The organism is Xanthomonas bonasiae (assembly GCF_014836395.1).
GTDB lineage: Bacteria > Pseudomonadota > Gammaproteobacteria > Xanthomonadales > Xanthomonadaceae > Xanthomonas_A > Xanthomonas_A bonasiae.
Map to the genome: position 1 here is coordinate 230,693 of NZ_JACSQX010000010.1, position 16,864 is coordinate 247,556.

15 protein-coding genes are annotated in these 16,864 nt (G+C 58.8%); 10 read left to right on the forward strand and 5 right to left on the reverse strand.

What is annotated here, in order from left to right; translation table 11 throughout:
* Positions 1 to 383 precede the first annotated feature (383 nt).
* Genes H9658_RS17360 through H9658_RS17370 form a run of 3 tightly spaced genes read right to left on the reverse strand, consistent with a single transcriptional unit; the run spans position 384 to position 3,180 of the window.
* Positions 384 to 770, reverse strand: coding sequence for an STAS domain-containing protein (locus H9658_RS17360; protein WP_179569021.1), 387 nt, complete (start codon positions 768 to 770; stop codon positions 384 to 386).
* Positions 767 to 1,207, reverse strand: coding sequence for an ATP-binding protein (locus H9658_RS17365; protein WP_191826295.1), 441 nt, complete (start codon positions 1,205 to 1,207; stop codon positions 767 to 769). Before H9658_RS17365 ends, H9658_RS17360 begins: the two co-directional genes overlap by 4 nt.
* A complete protein-coding gene (locus tag H9658_RS17370; protein ID WP_191826296.1) occupies positions 1,204 to 3,180 on the reverse strand; it encodes a SpoIIE family protein phosphatase in 1,977 nt (658 codons plus the stop codon). Before H9658_RS17370 ends, H9658_RS17365 begins: the two co-directional genes overlap by 4 nt.
* Positions 3,181 to 3,381: 201 nt before the next feature.
* Between H9658_RS17370 and aceE the strand changes: the two genes are divergently transcribed.
* The 7 genes from aceE to H9658_RS17405 all read left to right on the forward strand — a co-directional run bounded on the left by aceE (position 3,382) and on the right by H9658_RS17405 (position 11,725).
* Entirely contained in the window at positions 3,382 to 6,072 is a 2,691-nt protein-coding gene (gene aceE / locus H9658_RS17375) for a pyruvate dehydrogenase (acetyl-transferring), homodimeric type (protein ID WP_191826297.1), read from the forward strand.
* A gap of 112 nt (positions 6,073 to 6,184) precedes the next feature.
* A complete protein-coding gene (locus H9658_RS17380) occupies positions 6,185 to 6,379 on the forward strand; it encodes a type II toxin-antitoxin system HicA family toxin (protein ID WP_191826298.1) in 195 nt (64 codons plus the stop codon).
* A gap of 5 nt (positions 6,380 to 6,384) precedes the next feature.
* Complete coding sequence (locus H9658_RS17385; protein WP_053841641.1) at positions 6,385 to 6,597, forward strand: type II toxin-antitoxin system HicB family antitoxin; 213 nt, start codon at positions 6,385 to 6,387, stop codon at positions 6,595 to 6,597.
* A 334-nt stretch (positions 6,598 to 6,931) separates the two neighbouring features.
* Positions 6,932 to 8,347 carry an AAA family ATPase gene (locus H9658_RS17390; RefSeq protein WP_191826299.1) on the forward strand — a complete coding sequence of 472 codons (1,416 nt, stop codon included), beginning with the start codon at positions 6,932 to 6,934 and terminating at the stop codon, positions 8,345 to 8,347.
* Positions 8,344 to 9,267 carry a DUF4435 domain-containing protein gene (locus H9658_RS17395; RefSeq protein WP_191826300.1) on the forward strand — a complete coding sequence of 308 codons (924 nt, stop codon included), beginning with the start codon at positions 8,344 to 8,346 and terminating at the stop codon, positions 9,265 to 9,267. The genes H9658_RS17390 and H9658_RS17395 overlap by 4 nt, the downstream gene beginning before the upstream one ends.
* Before the next feature lie 118 nt (positions 9,268 to 9,385).
* Positions 9,386 to 10,615 carry a TIR domain-containing protein gene (locus H9658_RS17400; protein ID WP_191826301.1) on the forward strand — a complete coding sequence of 410 codons (1,230 nt, stop codon included), beginning with the start codon at positions 9,386 to 9,388 and terminating at the stop codon, positions 10,613 to 10,615.
* Between the two features lie 450 nt (positions 10,616 to 11,065).
* Positions 11,066 to 11,725, forward strand: a complete 660-nt coding sequence (locus H9658_RS17405; protein WP_191826302.1) for a hypothetical protein — start codon at positions 11,066 to 11,068, stop codon at positions 11,723 to 11,725.
* Here H9658_RS17405 and H9658_RS17410 read toward each other — a convergent pair.
* Positions 11,722 to 12,633 carry an HNH endonuclease gene (locus H9658_RS17410; RefSeq protein ID WP_191826303.1) on the reverse strand — a complete coding sequence of 304 codons (912 nt, stop codon included), beginning with the start codon at positions 12,631 to 12,633 and terminating at the stop codon, positions 11,722 to 11,724. The two genes, H9658_RS17405 and H9658_RS17410, sit on opposite strands and share 4 nt — an antisense overlap.
* A 349-nt stretch (positions 12,634 to 12,982) precedes the next feature.
* On the opposite strand from H9658_RS17410, the gene H9658_RS17415 reads away from it, so the two are divergent.
* Positions 12,983 to 13,582 (forward strand): XAC0095 family protein, encoded by a 600-nt coding sequence (locus H9658_RS17415; RefSeq protein WP_191826304.1) that lies wholly within the window; start codon positions 12,983 to 12,985, stop codon positions 13,580 to 13,582.
* Positions 13,583 to 13,740: 158 nt separating this feature from the next.
* Entirely contained in the window at positions 13,741 to 13,956 is a 216-nt protein-coding gene (locus H9658_RS17420) for a hypothetical protein (RefSeq protein ID WP_191826305.1), read from the forward strand.
* A 30-nt stretch (positions 13,957 to 13,986) separates the two neighbouring features.
* Here H9658_RS17420 and H9658_RS17425 read toward each other — a convergent pair whose 3' ends face one another.
* The gene (locus tag H9658_RS17425) at positions 13,987 to 15,582 is read right to left on the reverse strand and encodes an N-acetylmuramoyl-L-alanine amidase (RefSeq protein ID WP_191826306.1); all 1,596 of its coding nucleotides are present in this window, start codon (positions 15,580 to 15,582) and stop codon (positions 13,987 to 13,989) included.
* Between the two features lie 450 nt (positions 15,583 to 16,032).
* Between H9658_RS17425 and H9658_RS17430 the strand changes: the two genes are divergently transcribed.
* Positions 16,033 to 16,632: an XAC0095 family protein gene (locus H9658_RS17430; protein ID WP_191826307.1), complete on the forward strand. Its 600-nt coding sequence runs from the start codon at positions 16,033 to 16,035 to the stop codon at positions 16,630 to 16,632.
* The last annotated feature ends 232 nt before the right edge of the window (positions 16,633 to 16,864 follow it).

The window sequence follows — 16,864 nt, forward strand, 5'->3', positions numbered from 1 at the left end:
GCTTCAGCCGCGACCAACGGCGTCATCAGGCGCTCCGGCTCCGGACGCTGTCGGGACCGAAGTCCCTCCCACAATGCGGCGCGCCGGCGATCTGTACGCTTCCCTGTAGGAGCGACTTCAGTCGCGACGCGGGATCGGTCGGTGGTCGGCTTCGGGGCCTGTCTGTCGGGGCTGAAGCCCCTCCTACAGTGCGCCGGTCGGGTTGGTCGCGCACGTTCGACAGTCGCGCGCTTTTTTGTAGGAGCGGCTTCAGCCGCGACCAACGGCGTCGTCAGGCGCTCGGACTCCGGACGCTGTCGGGACCGAAGTCCCTCCCACAATGCAGCGCGCCGGCGATCCGCACGCTTCCCTGTAGGAGCGGCTTCAGCCGCGACGAACCCAGCTCAGCCGCCCTCGCCCTCCTCGAGCACCCGCCGCTGCATCTCGTCCAGGTAGTCGTCCAGCTCCTGCACCGAGGTGAAGATCTCGTTCAACGGCACTGCCTTGACCACGTCGAACACCTTGCGGATCTGCGGCTGCGGGTTGACCACCAGCACGCGGCCGTCGCGGGTGGCCAGCACCTTGCGCGCCTTGAAGATCGAGCGGATGCCGGCGCTGCTGATGTAGTCCAGGTGCGACAGGTCCAGCACCAGCGTGGTGATCTGCGTGGCCAGCAGCGGCGCCAATGCCTCGTCCAGCGCCTGGTAGGTATGCGTGTCCAGGCGCCCGCTGAGGGTGATGCGCTGGCGCCTGTCCTGGGTGGGGTCGATCTGCAGGCTCAACGTGGTCATGCGGGGAACTCCTGGGGGGCGGGGTCGAAGGGTTGCAGCAAGGTGATGCGCACGACGTTGCGGCCGGCGTCGTGGCGGTAGTCGATGTGGTCGGCGAGTTGCCGCACCAGGTGCAGGCCGAGGCCGCCGATCGGGCGTTCGGCGATGTCCGCGTCCAGGTCCGGTGGCGGTGCGGTGCGCAGGTCGAAGGCCGGGCCGCTGTCGTGGAATTCCAGCACCAGCGCGCCGCTGTCGACCTGCAACATCACTTCCACCGGCGGCTGTTCGCTGGCCAGATGGCCGTGCTCGAGCGTGTTGCAGGCCAGTTCCTCCACGATCAGCCGCGCCCGGTTCACGTGGTCCAGGACCACGCCGTGGCGCAGCAGCGCGGCCTCCAGCGTGTCGCTCAGCTGCGCCAGCGTGTCCAGCGCCGGCACCATCTGCAGCCTCAATTTCATGTGCTTCCCTCCCGCGTCGGATCCTGGCGCAAGCGGATCGCCAGCAAGGTAATGTCGTCGGACTGCGGTGCGGCCGCGGTGAACGCATGCACCGCGGCCAGCACCCGCGCGCACTGCGCCTGCGCGTCGATGCCCGGCTGCAGCGCGGCCAGCAAGCGCTCGGCGCCGTAGGCCTGCTGGTGCGCGTCCATCGCCTCGGTGATGCCGTCGGTATAGCTCAGCAGCGTGGCGCCGGCGGCCAGGCGCCCGCGCACCACCGGGTAGCGGGTCTGCGGCTCGATCCCCAGCGGCGGCCCCGATTCCACCGCCAGCAACTGCGCGTGGCCGTCGGCGCCGAGCAGCACCGGCGGTTCGTGGCCGGCGCTGGACAGCCAGTAGTCGCCGCTGTGCACGTCGATCAGGCCGCACAGCACGGTGGCGAACATGCAGGTCTCGTTGCCTTCGACCATGCGCTGCGAGGCCGCGATCAGGATCGCGTCGGGCCGGTTGTGGCGGCGCGCGGCCACTTCCAGCACGGTCATCGCCCGCGCCATGAACAGCGCCGCCGGCACGCCCTTGTCGGACACGTCGCCGACCACGAACCACAGCAGCCCCGGCTCGGTCTCGAAGAACTGGTAGAAATCGCCGCCGACCATCGTCGCCGGCTCCAGCAACGCATAGGTCTCCAGGTGCTTGTGCGCGCTGTCGAAGGTGCGCCCGTCCGGCAGCATCGCCTGCTGGATGTCGCGCGCGATCGAAAGCTCGCTCTGCATGCGCTGCCGTGCCTGCGCCAGCGTGGCGATCTCCGCCAGCTGGCGCTTGATCGAACCGCGCGCGCTGTCGAAGGCGCGCGCCATCACCCCCACCTCGTCCTGCCGCTCCACATGCCGCAGCGGATAGTCGAACTCGCCCTGGCTGAAATGCCCCGCCGAATTGGTCAGGTCCTCGATCGGCCGCGCCAGCCGCGCGGTGTAGCGGTGCAGCAGCCACAGCCACAGCAGCAGCGCGCTGCCGCCGCCCAGCCCCACCCACAGCGCGATGCGGTTGAGCCCGGCCACGATGTAGCCCTCGGACACGGTCAGTGCGAAGGTCCAGCCGGTATCGCCGACCGCCGCGCTCTGGGTCAGGTAGCGCTCGCCGTCGGGCGCGGTGTGGGAAAAGCGCACCGGTGCGTGCGCGGCCACCGCCGCGGCCAGCGGCGACAGGTCCGGCCGCGCGCGCGCCACATGCGCCTCCAGGGTGCGGTGGAAACGCAGCGCCGGGTCCGGATGCAGCACGAACAGCCCGTCCGGCGACAGCAGCATCGGCTGCAGCCCGGCATTGGCCGGCAGCTCGCCGACGATCGCCTGCAGCCGTTTCAGCGGCACATCCACGCTGACCATGCCGATCGCAGGCGCCTGCACGCCGTCGCCGGGCAGGCGCAGCGGCAGGTTGTAGGTGGTGAGGTAGTCGCCGCCGGTGGAGGCGTCGCTGTACGGCTCGGACCACCACGGCGCTTGCGCTGCCAGCGTGCGCCGGTACCAGGGCATGGTCCGGTAGTCGTAGCCCAGCGCATCGGCCGGCTGTTCGGTCACGCGGCCGTTGGCGCGCCGCAGGTGCCAGGCGAAGCCGCGGTCGTCGCCCTTCAGCGTGCCCGGCTCGATCACCAGCAGCGCCCCGGCGATGTCCGGGTCGCCCTCCAGGGTGGCGTGCAGCAGGCTGCGCAGGTTGAACGGCTGGCGCCCGACCGCCGAGGCGCCGGCGGCCAGCGTGCGCCCGCTCACCTGCACCGACCCCAGCGTGGCATCCAGGCTGCGCGCGGTCTGCTGCGCCAGCCCGGCCACCTCCTCGCGCGCATTGCGCACCACCACCTGGCGCGCGCCCAGGTAGAACAGCACCGCCAGGCCCAGCAGCAGCGCCACCTGGATCAGGCTGCCCCACAGCATCAGCCGGGTGCGCAGGCTGTGCCGCCAGGCGACCGCTGAAGCGTCCTGCACTGACGAGAGGGCGGTCATGGCGGCGCTCCGCGGGAGTCGGCCCCGATCATAAGCGCAGCCGCGCCCCGCCGCGCGCCGGGTGTCGCGCGCTGTCCCGGGCCAATGTGACAGTCCGTTCCATACGCTGGCGTACGAGGTCCGGCGGGGCGGTTGCGCTACACTTGGAGGCTTCGAAAAACACATGCAATCGCGCGCGTGCGTGCGACCTACGGGAGCGCTATGAACTGGTTGAACGAGGTGCTGCAGAACGATCCGAACCCGACTGAGACCCAGGAGTGGATCGAATCGCTCAAGGCCGTCATCGATGTCGCGGGCCCCGAACGCGCGCATCAGCTGCTGGAGGACATGGTCGAACTGACCCGTCGTTCCGGCGCCTACCTGCCGTTCTCGCCCACCACCGAGTACGTCAACACCATTGCGCCCGCCAACGAGGCCAAGAGCCCGGGCGATGCGGCCATCGAGTGGAAGATCCGCTCGATCATCCGCTGGAACGCCATGGCCACCGTGGTCCGCGCCAACCGCAAGCCCGGCGACCTGGGCGGCCACATCGCCTCCTTCGCCTCGGCCGCCACCCTGTACGACGTGGGCTTCAACCACTTCTGGCGCGCCCCGTCCGACAAGCACCCCGGCGACCTGCTCTACATCCAGGGCCACAGCGCCCCGGGCATCTACGCCCGCGCCTTCCTGGAAGGCCGCATCAACGAGACCCAACTCGACCATTTCCGCATGGAAGTGGACGGCCAGGGCATCTCCTCCTACCCGCACCCGTGGCTGATGCCGGATTTCTGGCAGACCCCCACCGTGTCGATGGGCCTGGGCCCGCTCAGCGCCATCTACCAGGCGCAGTTCATGAAGTACCTGGAGCACCGCGGCCTGATCGAGAAGTCCGACCGCAAGGTGTGGTGCTTCATCGGCGACGGCGAGAGCGACGAGCCGGAAACCCTGGGCGCCATCGCCCTGGCCGGCCGCGAAGGCCTGGATAACCTGATCTTCGTGGTGAACTGCAACCTGCAGCGCCTGGACGGCCCGGTGCGCGGCAACGGCAAGATCATCCAGGAGCTGGAAGGCGTGTTCCGCGGCGGCGGCTGGAACGTCATCAAGCTGCTGTGGGGCGGCTACTGGGACGCGCTGCTGGCGCGCGACACCGACGGCGTGCTGCGCAAGCTGATGATGGAAACCGTCGACGGCGAATACCAGAACTGCAAGGCCTTCGGCGGCGCCTACACCCGCGCCAACTTCTTCGGCAAATACCCGGAGACCGCGGCCATGGTCGCCGGCCTGTCCGACGACGACATCTGGCGCCTGAACCGCGGCGGCCACGATCCGCACAAGGTCTACGCCGCCTACCACCAGGCGGTGAACACCAAGGGCATGCCCACCGTGATCCTGGCCAAGACCGTCAAGGGCTACGGCATGGGTTCCTCGGGCGAATCGCTCAACCCCACCCACCAGACCAAGAAGCTGGACGACGACGCCGTGCGCGCGTTCCGCGACCGCTTCAACATCCCGCTCAGCGACAAGCAGCTGGCCGACGCCGAGCAGGTGCCGTTCTACCACCCCGGCCCGGACTCGCCGGAAGTGCAGTACCTGCAGGAACGCCGCGCCGCGCTCGGCGGTTACCTGCCGCAGCGCCGCCGCAAGGCCGACCAGTCCTTCGTCGTGCCCGGCCTGGACAAGTACGACCGCCTGCTCAAGTCCAGCGGCGAGCGCAGCTACTCCACCACCATGGCCTTCGTGCAGAGCCTCAACATCGCCCTGCGCGACAAGGACCTGGGCCCGCGCATCGTGCCCATCGTGGCCGACGAAGCGCGCACCTTCGGCATGGAAGGCATGTTCCGCCAGATCGGCATCTACGCCCCGTTCGGCCAGAAGTACAAGCCGGTGGACGCCGACCAGCTGATGTTCTACCGCGAGGACCAGTCCGGCCAGGTGCTGCAGCAGGGCATCAGCGAGCCGGGCGCCATCTCCTCGTGGCTGGCTGCCGGCACCAGCTACTCGGTCAGCAACGTGCCGATGCTGCCGTTCTACATCTACTACTCCATGTTCGGCTTCCAGCGCGTGGGCGACATCGCCTGGCAGGCGGCGGACATGCGCACCCGCGGCTTCCTGCTCGGCGGCACCGCCGGCCGCACCACGCTGAACGGTGAAGGCCTGCAGCACGAAGACGGCTTCAGCCAGGTCATCGCCGGCTCCATCCCCAACGTGCGCAGCTACGACCCCACCTTCGGTTTCGAAGTCACCGTGGTCATGCAGTACGGCATGAAGCGGATGATGCAGGAGCAGGTGGACGAGTACTACTACATCACCCTGATGAACGAAAACTACACCCACCCGGAAATGCCGGCCGGTGCAGAAGAAGGCATCATCAAGGGCATGTACCTGCTGACCGACGCCGGCAAGCCCAAGAAGGGCGAACTGCGCGTGCAGCTGCTGGGCTCGGGGACCATCCTGCGCGAAGCCATCGCCGCGGCCGAACTGCTGGACAAGGACTTCGGCGTCACCGCCGACATCTGGTCCTGCCCCAGCTTCAACGAACTGCGCCGCGACGGGTTCGATGCGGAGCGCTGGAACCGGCTGCATCCGGAAGGCGAGCAGCGCAAGCCGTACGTCACCCAGCTGCTGGAAGGGCGTCAGGGGCCGGTGATCGCCGCTACGGACTACGTGCGCGCTTTTGCCGATCAGATCCGTGCCTTCGTGCCGACGCATTACACCGTGCTGGGTACGGATGGTTTCGGCCGCTCCGACACCCGCGCCAACCTGCGCCGCTTCTTCGAAGTGGACCGGTACTACATCGCGCATGCCGCGATTGCGGCGCTGGCGAAGGACGGGAAGATGACGGGCAAGGATGTGGCTCGGGCGATCAAGCAGTACAAGATCGATCCGGAGAAGTCGAATCCGGTTGGCGTCTAAACGACCCACCAGGCAATAACGCTCTACCCCTCTCCCGCCACGCGGGAGAGGGGGCCGCAGCGGAAGAGGGCGCTCTTCCCCTGGCCGGCCCGCATTCGCAAGGACCGCGAACATGCCCCCGAAAATCCGCGACGTGCTGCAACAACTCAGGGACGCAGGCTGGCAGCAAGTCAGCCAGACCGGCAGCCACCGCCAGTTCAAGCATCCTGTCTACCCAGGCCGCGTGACAGTGGCCGGCAAGCCGAGCGATGATGTGGCTCCCGGCACCCTGAACAGCATCCTGAAGCAAGCCGGCCTGAAGAGGTAATCGCCATGCGCTACGCCGTCGTCATCGAGCAAGCGGGCAACAACTACTCCGCGTACGTGCCGGATCTGCCTGGGTGTGTGGCGACGGGGGCGACGACCGCGGAGGTGGAAGGCCTGATCCGTGAAGCGATCGAGCTGCATCTAGCGGGGATGCGTGAGGATGGGGAAGTGATTCCGCTGCCTTCGAGTCAGGTGGAGTATGTGGATGTGGCGGCTTGAAGGGGAATTGTCAGCTGCTGGCCGGAAGAATTAGCAGGGTTGATGAAGATGCTGATTGTTACTGAAGGTCCAGATACTGAGAGTTCCAGTCGCCCGACAAGTGCACGAATCTGGAGCTCTATCTTTCGATGGGCAATACTTCGCGCATGTCTTGATCGCAGCGCTGACATAGGAAAGTAGGATGGCCGGGAAGGCGGCTCGGCGATCAGGCAGTATAGAATCAATTCCAAGATAGAAAATGCAAATTTTGATATTGCGCCAAACTGGTGAGTAAGGCGTTTTTCTATTTGGTACTAGTCTGTTCAGGCGGATCTATACAAGGACGGGTTTGGGGATGGCAAAATATAGTGTTGAAAGTATATATATACTGGGATTACACGATCAATTTGATGTGCACCTGTCGTTCGACGAAGGTCTGAACATAATTTATGGAAAGAATGGTCGAGGCAAGACGACGATTCTTCACGTGTTGGCAAACGTGTTAGAGAGGGATTTCTCAAGATTTCTGCATCTGCAGTTCAATGCCATATTTATTAATTTTTCTGAAGGGTATATTGTTTCGCTCGATAGCCAGGTTGATGCTGGAAATCGAAAAATTCAATTGCAGATAAATGAAGAGGTGGTTGCGGAATTTTCTAAGACCACTGATAAAATAAGCGCCCAGGTTTCACGAGTGTTGGACGGGATCTTAGGGCCGAGACCAGTTTATCTACCTGCATTTCGATCCATTCTAGAGCGCACTACTAATCCATATCGCTATGCGCCTCAAAATGATGCAAAGATTGAATATGAGCAGATAGTGAAAAATGAGTATGAGCTGGCGCGGGCGCGCGGAGCCAATTCAATTGGATACCCGCGCAGAGATGAGCAGCATCATGCGACCGCAGCTAAAACACTGCAATGTAGGCAATGGTTTGGTGATTTTGTCCCAATTATTAGATATCCCTCACTTTCTGATGTGGATCAGAGGCTAAGCTTGGAGTTCCGACAGGCTCAGTTGCAAATGGCGTCAGTTGAACAAAAGGTATTCTCTGCGTCTTTTACAAGGGTTTTTGATGCATTAGCTTCTGTTCATCCGGTCACGACAACTCGAACAACGCCTGAGCTACTTCGCGAGGTAGCAATTTCTGTCGGTAAAATTACATCAAAGGTTGATGGAGGGGACGAGGAGATCTACAGCCATATTCTCACAGCTGTGCGGCGCCTCTATCAAGAAGGAGACACAAGCCCAGAAACCACCAATAGAGTGCTTGCACTTTACGCTGAGCTATTAAAGCATCGATCAGACGAACAGGATAGGCTGTTTTCAAAGATTGAAGAATTTGAGCAGTCCGTAAACAAATTTCTTGACGGAAAAGAGCTCGAAATAAGTGGCGCACAAAAAGAGCAGCGTTATTTCGGTCCATTCATTAGACTTTCTGGGGGGCGGAAGCTCAGGTTGAGCTCGCTTTCATCTGGTGAAAGACAGGTCTTGACCATGATATTCTGCGCGAGCCGAATGAGTCATGGGCAGGGGTTGTTTCTGGTGGACGAGCCGGAATTGTCTCTCCATGTCGATTGGCAGCGCGATATTATAATGGAAGTCGCCAGGCAAGCTGGAGGGCGTCAAGTTATTGCTTGTACTCACTCGCCTGAGGTAGGTGCGGATAATCCAGATTCCATCCAATTCTTTGAGCCGGAATGGTCGCAAGATTATCTTTTTGGCGACGACGTGCTTCTTGAAGATGATCTTTCCGAGGAGTCGATGTGAGTTCGTATTCTTTGGGGGGGTATAGAATTGCTATCCAGGCTAGGTCCAGTAAAACTTTGATCGTTGAAGGAAAAAGTGACCGGCTTGTACTTCAGCGTATTTTCCTTGAGCCAATAATGGGCTCCGCTGTTGGGGGGCGTGTACGAGTTGATTCAGTGGACCTCGTGCAAGACGCCGCATTAGCTGGTAAAGGCGCGCGCGAGAAAGTTTCGATCGTGACTAGTCTCTTGAATAAGTTAGAGGGAAAGGCGAAAGGACTGCTTGATCGAGAATGGGATTTTTTTTGTACGGACACTTATGCGGAAAATAACAATGGAGATATTGGGGAAAATATATTTTTAACGCGAGGGCATTCAATAGAGAATTATTTTTTTGACCCTGGTGTTTGTTGTGATTTTCTAAAAAAGAAATATGCGACATGTATAAATCCTACAACTATTGATTTGGCTTATAGCAATTTTGGAAAAATAATCGATTTTGCATTTGCTTATTCTGTAACTTGCCGGCGCGTTCAGTTGATTGACCGACTAGATAGGTTGCTTACGCCGATGCATTTAGAATGGAACGGACGGTTCTCATTTTCGCTGGAGTTCGCAGATGCACTTACGCGAAGAGGTGTGGATGCTTCAACATGCCGTCGTTTCAACGAAGTTTTTGAGCGTGTTACCGTTGAAGTCGAGCAAATTCGTGCAGGTGAAACCAGTGGTCGATGGAATTCACATGGACACTTGGGCGAGGATTCGGTATGGGCGTGCATAGGTAGATTGGCTATGGACTCAGGAGTCTCTCAAATAGAAGCAGAGCAGATCTGCTGCGGACATCGTGAAGAGCGATTGCAGAGTTCTGCACATATACTCGCGGCGAATTTTAATTCTGAATTAACTCCATTTGAGGCGATTATATCCTGGGCGCAGGATTAGTATTCTGAGAGTTCGCAGGCGATTCTCTCACTCTGGTTCGATTCCATCGTGGCGCCCCGTTGTACCACGCAGGAAAATGCTTCAATCTCTATAAATCTAAGTCCATAAAGGAAGCGCCATGGCAAAGAAGATCCCGCGAAGCCGAACTGCGAGTGCGAAGGTGGCGAAGAAGGCTATCAAAAGGGTGAGTCAAGTACGGTCCCGGAACGCTGTCCATGAATCACCAGAGAAGCGACAATATCTAAAACAAGCGGACGTTCCGGCTGCTTCGCTTGATGAAGCGCTTCGCGTACCTGCGGCTATCCTTGAACACTATGCAGGTAAACCCGTATCTCCTCTTCAGTTGGCAAAGGCTCTGAATGTGGATCCTAAAGGATCTCAACTTAAGCTATTGAGTGGTGCTGCGATCGCGTTCGGCCTAACAGATGGTGGTTCACAGGCCGCTACAATTACCGTTAGTGAGTTGGCGAAAAAGATTCTTCGTCCAAAGTCGGAAGATGCCCCAATGGGCGCTCGACGCCAGGCCATCCTCACACCGAGGGTTTTTCGTGAGTTCTTGGAAGCCTATGATGGCCATAGTTTTCCGCGAGAAGACATCGCCGTAAATGTTCTTGAAGAGATGGGTGTGCCGCGGATCAAGGCTTCGGAGGTTCTTGCTCGTATCGAGTCTAGTGCACGAAGTGTAGGTATTATCGAGGAGATTAAAGGTAAGGCTTTTGTTTCCCTGCAAACTATTTCAAGCGTAAGTACATCCGAGCAAGAAATTTTGGAAGATATTCCATTCAACGAAAAGCTATCTGTTGAGCGCGTTGAGAGGGAGTATGCGCCCTATAACGGCCTAGAGTCTGGAAAGAGTCCTTCGTCCATGATGGCGACCGCTATTGCTGATGACGCTCGTAGACGTCGGGTCTTTATCACACATGGGAAGAACCGTGAACTCGTCGAGCCGATTAGGAAAATGCTGGAGTACGGTGAGATGACTCCGGTAATATCGGTTGACAGGCAGTCTGTGTCTAAGCCGGTGCCAGAAAAGGTTATGGATGATATGCGCTCTTGTGGGGCTGCGATCATTCACGTTGATGCAGACAGGACGATTACAGCGCAAGATGGCGAAGCGCATGTAGTGCTCAATCCAAATGTGTTGATAGAGATTGGGGCTGCTATGGCCTTCTATGGGCGACGTTTCATTCTTTTAGTACGTGACGGTGTAAAGCTGCCTTCCAATCTTCAGGGCCTTTACGAAGTCAGATACGTGGATGACAAATTGGATGCTCATGCTGCAATTAAGCTTTTAGAAGCCATTAAAGACATAAAAAATTATGCTCTACCGACAGATCCAGAAGAGTAAATTACTAGAAGGTGGAAGCAGAGATGGGGCCTTAATTTTCAGTAAATAGGGTCAGGGGCTATCTTCTTCTCTAGGCGTTCTGGCCTTTGGCGGTCAGCCTGCGCGGTTGGCAGTAGCTTCGACATGGCGGCCAAGCTCGCGCTGATGGCAAGAAATGGGTTCAGAAGAAATGGGGTCAGAGTGTATTTTTTTTCTCAGTCAATCAGGAGTAGTGCAATCCGCCCCTGTTTTGGCGTCATCCAAACAGGTGTGTCCTTGGAGATCCATCCTTTTAGGCAATGACAGAACGTGCGCTGAGATGTCCAGCCGCATGTCGCGCACGTGGTCGTCCAATCGCGGGTACTGGCGGGTATCAATTACCGGCGTACCCTTTCATTCTCCTGCTCACGCCGAGAGCCAGTTTCGTACATTAGCCGCTATCATTGGATCATTGATGGGAGTCGCGAAGGAATGGATGCAGTAATCAAACAACTATTGCAAGTGGGTGGTTTACCGCTAGCCGTTCCGATGATCATCATTGTGCTCGGAAGCATTCTTGTGAAGGGCGGATTTGGCTTGCTCCGCGCGCGAAGCGCAGATCGGAAAGACTTCCTTGACGCCTTCAAGGACATCGATACACGCAGCGACCTTTGGCTATGCGTTAGCATTCGTCACCTATTTGGTCAATACCTACCGACCAGTTTGATCCGCAAGCTCATGGTTGGTCCGAATCCTGGCAGGGCATTGCTTGACGTCTCGGACGGCTGGGAATTTTTCATTTTCGACGTGGCGACATCGCAAGTACGTTGGCGTAACCAAAAGCACATCAATGCACGCACTCGCAAGCGCAAGGTGCTGATGCTCAATGTGGGGTATTTCTTTCTTGGTTGCCCTGGACTTTTCCTGGCTTATTGGATTGTGGCTGGAAAATTTGCGCAGCAGTTCGCCGTTGTCGCGTGGGTGTACGTCGCGCTTGCTGCCATCGGCGCAATCGCATGCTTGATCAGGGGCGATCGGCTGAAAGATGCGAGCCTTGCTGCAGAGTGGTTGGGGCTTGGAGACCGAGAAGTCTCAAGCGGTGCCCAAAGATTTCAAAAGAAGCGAAAAATAAATGGACCGCCAATATCCTAATGCTTGAAGCGATTTTGCCTGTGCCATTCTAGATAGGTTTGATGCGGGCGCAGATTTGAAATTTTAGGAAGGATAAGGCGACGATCTGTGACGATCAGCCTGTCGAGTTCATCTGGAACTCCGTGTGGCGAGACGAGGATTTCATAGTCTGGCGAAATCGAAATCAAGCCACGGTCGAATAACCAATGGGCGGTTCCCGTGAGCGCGATGCCGTTACGCACCGTGTCTGGGCCGTTCGCTTCGACCGGGCAAATGTGCGCTGCCTGTACTTCTGGCCTTCCGCCCCCATTAATGAGCCTCAAGCCGGTAACCGAGCAGGTGTTCTCGTACGCACTCCTGACATGTCTACGAAATGCCACGTCTCGGAACGCCCTGTTTGTCAGCCGCTGAACAACACTTCTTTCTGCATAGAGAGGTACCTCGCCCTCACTGATCCGGTCCCTTGTCGAATCGATCGCAGCGTCCTGAGGCTCCCATGCCTCTAGAGGCGTGGACATGCCTAACCTGATGATCACATCGAATTCCTCGGGACTAATGCTGCGTACGGACCGTCCGAACGCGCCCTTGTTTGTTGATCCGTCATCCTTCTTCAGCGTGGATTCGTAGTAATGACCGTTCTGGGAGAACGGGACCGCGCGATCAAATTCGATGAACTCTCCTAAGCGGGCATAGTAGTGACCTTGGCGCATCTGGTCTGGATCGACGGAGAGCACGCGTGCGCAAGCAAAATACGCGCTGCGTCCGGTCGCACTGTTCGCACCGGAAGTCCGCCTAGGTTCGTAGTAGATGATCAGATCGCCAATCGCCGCCTCGACTACACGAAGATAGGTTGAAGGAAAGTGGTAGCGCTCCTCGATCCTGTCGTCGTATGCGGAACTTTCTGATGCAGTAAAAACAGCATGGGTCATGGTCATCCTCGCTACGCACCAGGTTACCAACTTGGCGCCTGGAGATGGCAAGTCAAAGCTGCCCTCGGCAATGCCGTTTTAGTGGTTGACAACCCTTCTGTTCCAGAGGCAAGCTCTTAAGCAAGGAGCGTCGAAACTCCTCAGAGAGCGGTACCCACCTCCGACAAACCGGTGGGTTTTTTGTGCCTGTTGCTCGGGCGCAAGCCGACGCGATGCCTGCGTCGGGAGGGCGGCTAATACAACACCCTTCGGGGAAATACGCCCGCCGGCTCTCTGCGGTTTCGAACCTCCCGACTTCCCGTCCGCCATGCGTGGCGGGCGGACCCCTTCATGGAACGAGGAGGCAACGATGTCGTACGACCGTTTGGACGATGAAGACATGCCCGGCTATTTCCTGCCGGAGGAGAGCCAGTTCCGGCTGGCGAAGCTGCGCGATCACGTGCGGTTCCTGGTCCGGCTGGCGCAGCCGCGCACGCCGGACGAGGAACGTGCCGCCGAGCCCAAGGTGCGCATGGGCGAGCTGGCGGTCTGTCTGGAGCTGTTGGCCGACCAGGTGGAGCTGGTGCTGGACGCACTGTCCTATCCTGCGCAGCGGACCGACACGACGCACGGCGCCCGGCCCGCTGCCACCGTCGCGGTGGCGCCGGACGTGGGCGGCGGCGCCTTCCGCGTCACGCTGGCGCAACTCGACCAACTCACCCTGCTGGCCGAGACCGTCTCGGCCCATGCCCGGGTGATGGCGGCCGGCGATGCCACCGCGCTTGCCGGCGAGGCATTGCCAGTGGTGGGCGACAAGCTCTGCGAGGCAGCGAACGCGATGCGGGCGCTGCTGCTGCAGATCGAGCGCCAGCCGCTGCACGCACCCACGTCCACCGGCGTACGCGAGGAGCGGGCGGTCTACGCGGTGGAGTGGGACGCGCCGCCTGCGGGAAGCGGGCGGCTGCATTGATCGCGGCATGGGTGGGATGCGGCAGGGATGCGTCGTCGGAGAGGGCTGGCCTCGTGTTGCGGGGCCGGCCCTGGGACGCAGCGAGCGTCAGTGCGCGAGCAAAGGAAGTGAGGCGCCTGAGGCACTAAGCGGGGGGCATGCGACGAGTAACGGGGTAGGTGAACCTGATTCCGTTCTTCCTGCTGGACGTGGGAAGCAATCCAGTTGAATTGGCAAGCAAGTACGCCCAGGATCTTCTGATCGAACTTGTGGATCTTCTGGGGAATGACATGCGGACGTTCGTTCGTGCCGGTCTCGTCTTTATCGAGTACGCCACTGAGAATATTCTACCGTGGCGTCACAAAAGAGGCTCCACTATATTTATTCACAATTAAGACGCAATGTTGACGCCTTACATAATGTCATCAGGGCGCGGCCTTGCTGCAAGTATAAGTGTGATTAAATGCGGCCGTGACAACACCATCGCCGTCAGTGATTGTTGTTCTGCCGCTGAATGTAGCCGGCGCAGGATTCGCATCGTATGTCGTACACTTCCTGTCAATGTTAATTGTATTATTGCCCGAGTCCGCATACAAAATCCTTGTTACTGGACTGCAGTCCCATCCAGTGGTGCATGAATCAAGTATAGTCTTGCTCGTAAGAGGAAATGTCGGGAATCCGGCATATACGACAGGAGTGTAAAATGTCTTATTAAATTGCGAAGTAACTGTTGGTATTGAAGTGATCGCAAAGGGTGTACAAGGTTGATCCTGCTTCCGAAACCCCTTTTCCACACCGCGCATTGCTGCTTGCTTAAAATTGCTATCCAAAAGTGCCGCTGCGTCGTCGGCATTTGTATGATAAGCCACCTCCACAATAATGGCGGGCATTTTCGCCCTTCTATTCTCTCCTTTGTTCAGTTCGCCAACAAGGGGGGCTACCTCGAAATTCTCATAGCCAGGCACGGAGTGGATCTGCTCCTTCATATAGCAAAGGACTCTATTTCCTAGCTGCGCACTTACAGGCACATCAGGTTGCACCCAGACCGTGGTGCCACGCACAGTGGCGTCACTACTGGCATTGGTATGGATCGAAAGAAGGGTTGAAGCGTTAATGAAATTCGCGTATAGGGGCCGAGCCGCGATATCATCATCCTGCTCTCGAAGGTTATATCTCTCGGGGTCGCCAGTGCCATTTGGGAAAAGGTTCCACATCGTAGGGCCTTCATTTGGATAAAGCCCTTTAAGGTAGTACCTAGAGGCCATCTTGTACATGGTGTAGTTGCTTTCGCTATCTACGCTCATATAGTCCATGCTGCGGGTATATTTGACCTCTTTAACAACAGATGAGTTGCGCGCTAGAAGGTAAGTAGAAAGCGCCTGGGCGTAAGTGGACGTGGTAGTGTCCTCCAGCACGCCAAAGAAAGTATCCCTTTGAAATCGCCAGTCGTTATACCCGTGATGATAATAAATCCCGTGGCCAGGATTGATGACCACGGGTGGCGAAATTGCGGTCGCCGCCTTAGTTACTTTTTTTTTAGAATTCTGGCTTGCCGGAAAATCTTCCGGGAAAATCTCACTGATGCTTTTCCCATTAAATCGCAATGTCACAAGCTCAACATCAAGGATGCCACTGACGAGGCTATGCCCCTTTCGACTCACTTCGTCAAGCGCATCACCTAATTTGTCAGAAAAAACCTTCATCCCTTTTGGTATATAACCATCACCCAAATCGATGATAATTTTATTTTCGGCCCGATTATAAGCAACCCTTACGTCTATTTTTGAGGACTGTCCGGGTATTCTTTTTTGGCTATCTACAAATTCCTGAAGCTCCGCCTGCAGCACGGGCTGTATCTCTTTCCATCCATTATCGGTTACCGGCGTTGGGCCTTTTGTCCGCAGATCTTGTTGCGCAAAAGCACTTGTCGTGCATGTACAGGCTGCCAAGCACCCCAGAAATAAAACCCAACAAATGCTTGGTAAATAGCCATATCTGCCGCTGCGAAATGTGCTGCTCATCTACAACTCCTTTTGAATGATCCCCCTGAGCTTCGGAGCATATCAAATACAAAAGAAAGTGTATTAGACAAATGGGCGGCGCATTCCACTTTTGGCGCACTAGTCGCAGCTATTCCGGCAAGTGCTGCGCGCAATCTCACAAAAAAATGCGGCGAATGCCTGCCGCACTTGCCCACGAAAGTGAGCTCCCGTGCCTACCAATACCTTATCGTGTCTTCCCGATGTTATTTAGCTTGCTATCCAATCTTGCGTCAAGTCAGAGCGCTGCTGCCGCACTGCCCGACGCTGCTACCGATGACCGATCCGCCGACGCGATGCCTACGTCGGGAGGGCGGCTAATACAACACCCTTCGGGGAAATACACCCGCCGGCTACTAGCGGTTTCGAACCTCCCGACTTCCCGTCCGCCACGCGTGGTGGACGGACCCCTTCATGGAACGAGGAGGCACGATGGCGTACGACCGTTTGGACGATGAAGACATGCCCGGCTATTTCCTGCCGGAGGAGAGCCAGTTCCGGCTGGCGAAGCTGCGCGATCACGCGAGGTTCCTTGTCCGGCTGGCGCAGCCGCGCACGCCGGACGAGGAGCGTGCCGCCGAGCCCAAAGTGCGCATGGGCGAGCTGGCGGTCTGTCTGGAGCTGTTGGCCGACCAGGTGGAGCTGGTGCTGGACGCGCTGTCCTATCCTGCGCAGCGGACCGACACGACGCACGGCGCCCGGCCCGCTGCCACCGTCGCCGTGGCGCCGGACGTGGGCGGCGGCGCCTTCCGCGTCACGCTGGCGCAGCTCGACCGGCTCACCCTGCTGGCCGAGACCGTCTCGGCCCATGCCCGGGTGGTGGCGGCCGGCGATGCCACCGCGCGTGCCGGCCAGGCATTGCCAGCGGCGGGCGACACGCTCTGCGAGGCAGCGAACGCGATGCGGGCGCTGCTGCTGCAGATCGAGCGCCAGCCGCTGCGCGAACCCACGTCCACCGGCGTACGCGAGGAGCGGGCGGCCTACGCGGTGGAGTGGGACGCACCGTCTGCGGGAAGCGGACGGCTGCATTGATCTCGGCATGGGCGGGATGCGGCAGGGGTGCGTCGCCGGAGAGGGCTGGCCTCGTGGTGCGGGGCCGGCCCTGGGATGCAGCGAGCGTCAGTGCGCGAGCAAAGGGAGTGAGCCGGAATAACGGGGTCAGGTTCACTTCTGGCTGTAAGTGAACCTGAGCCACCCCCGATTTCTCGGACAGGTTAATTAGGGAACAACAACCATCTTCTCGAACTCGACCGGCGAGCGGTAG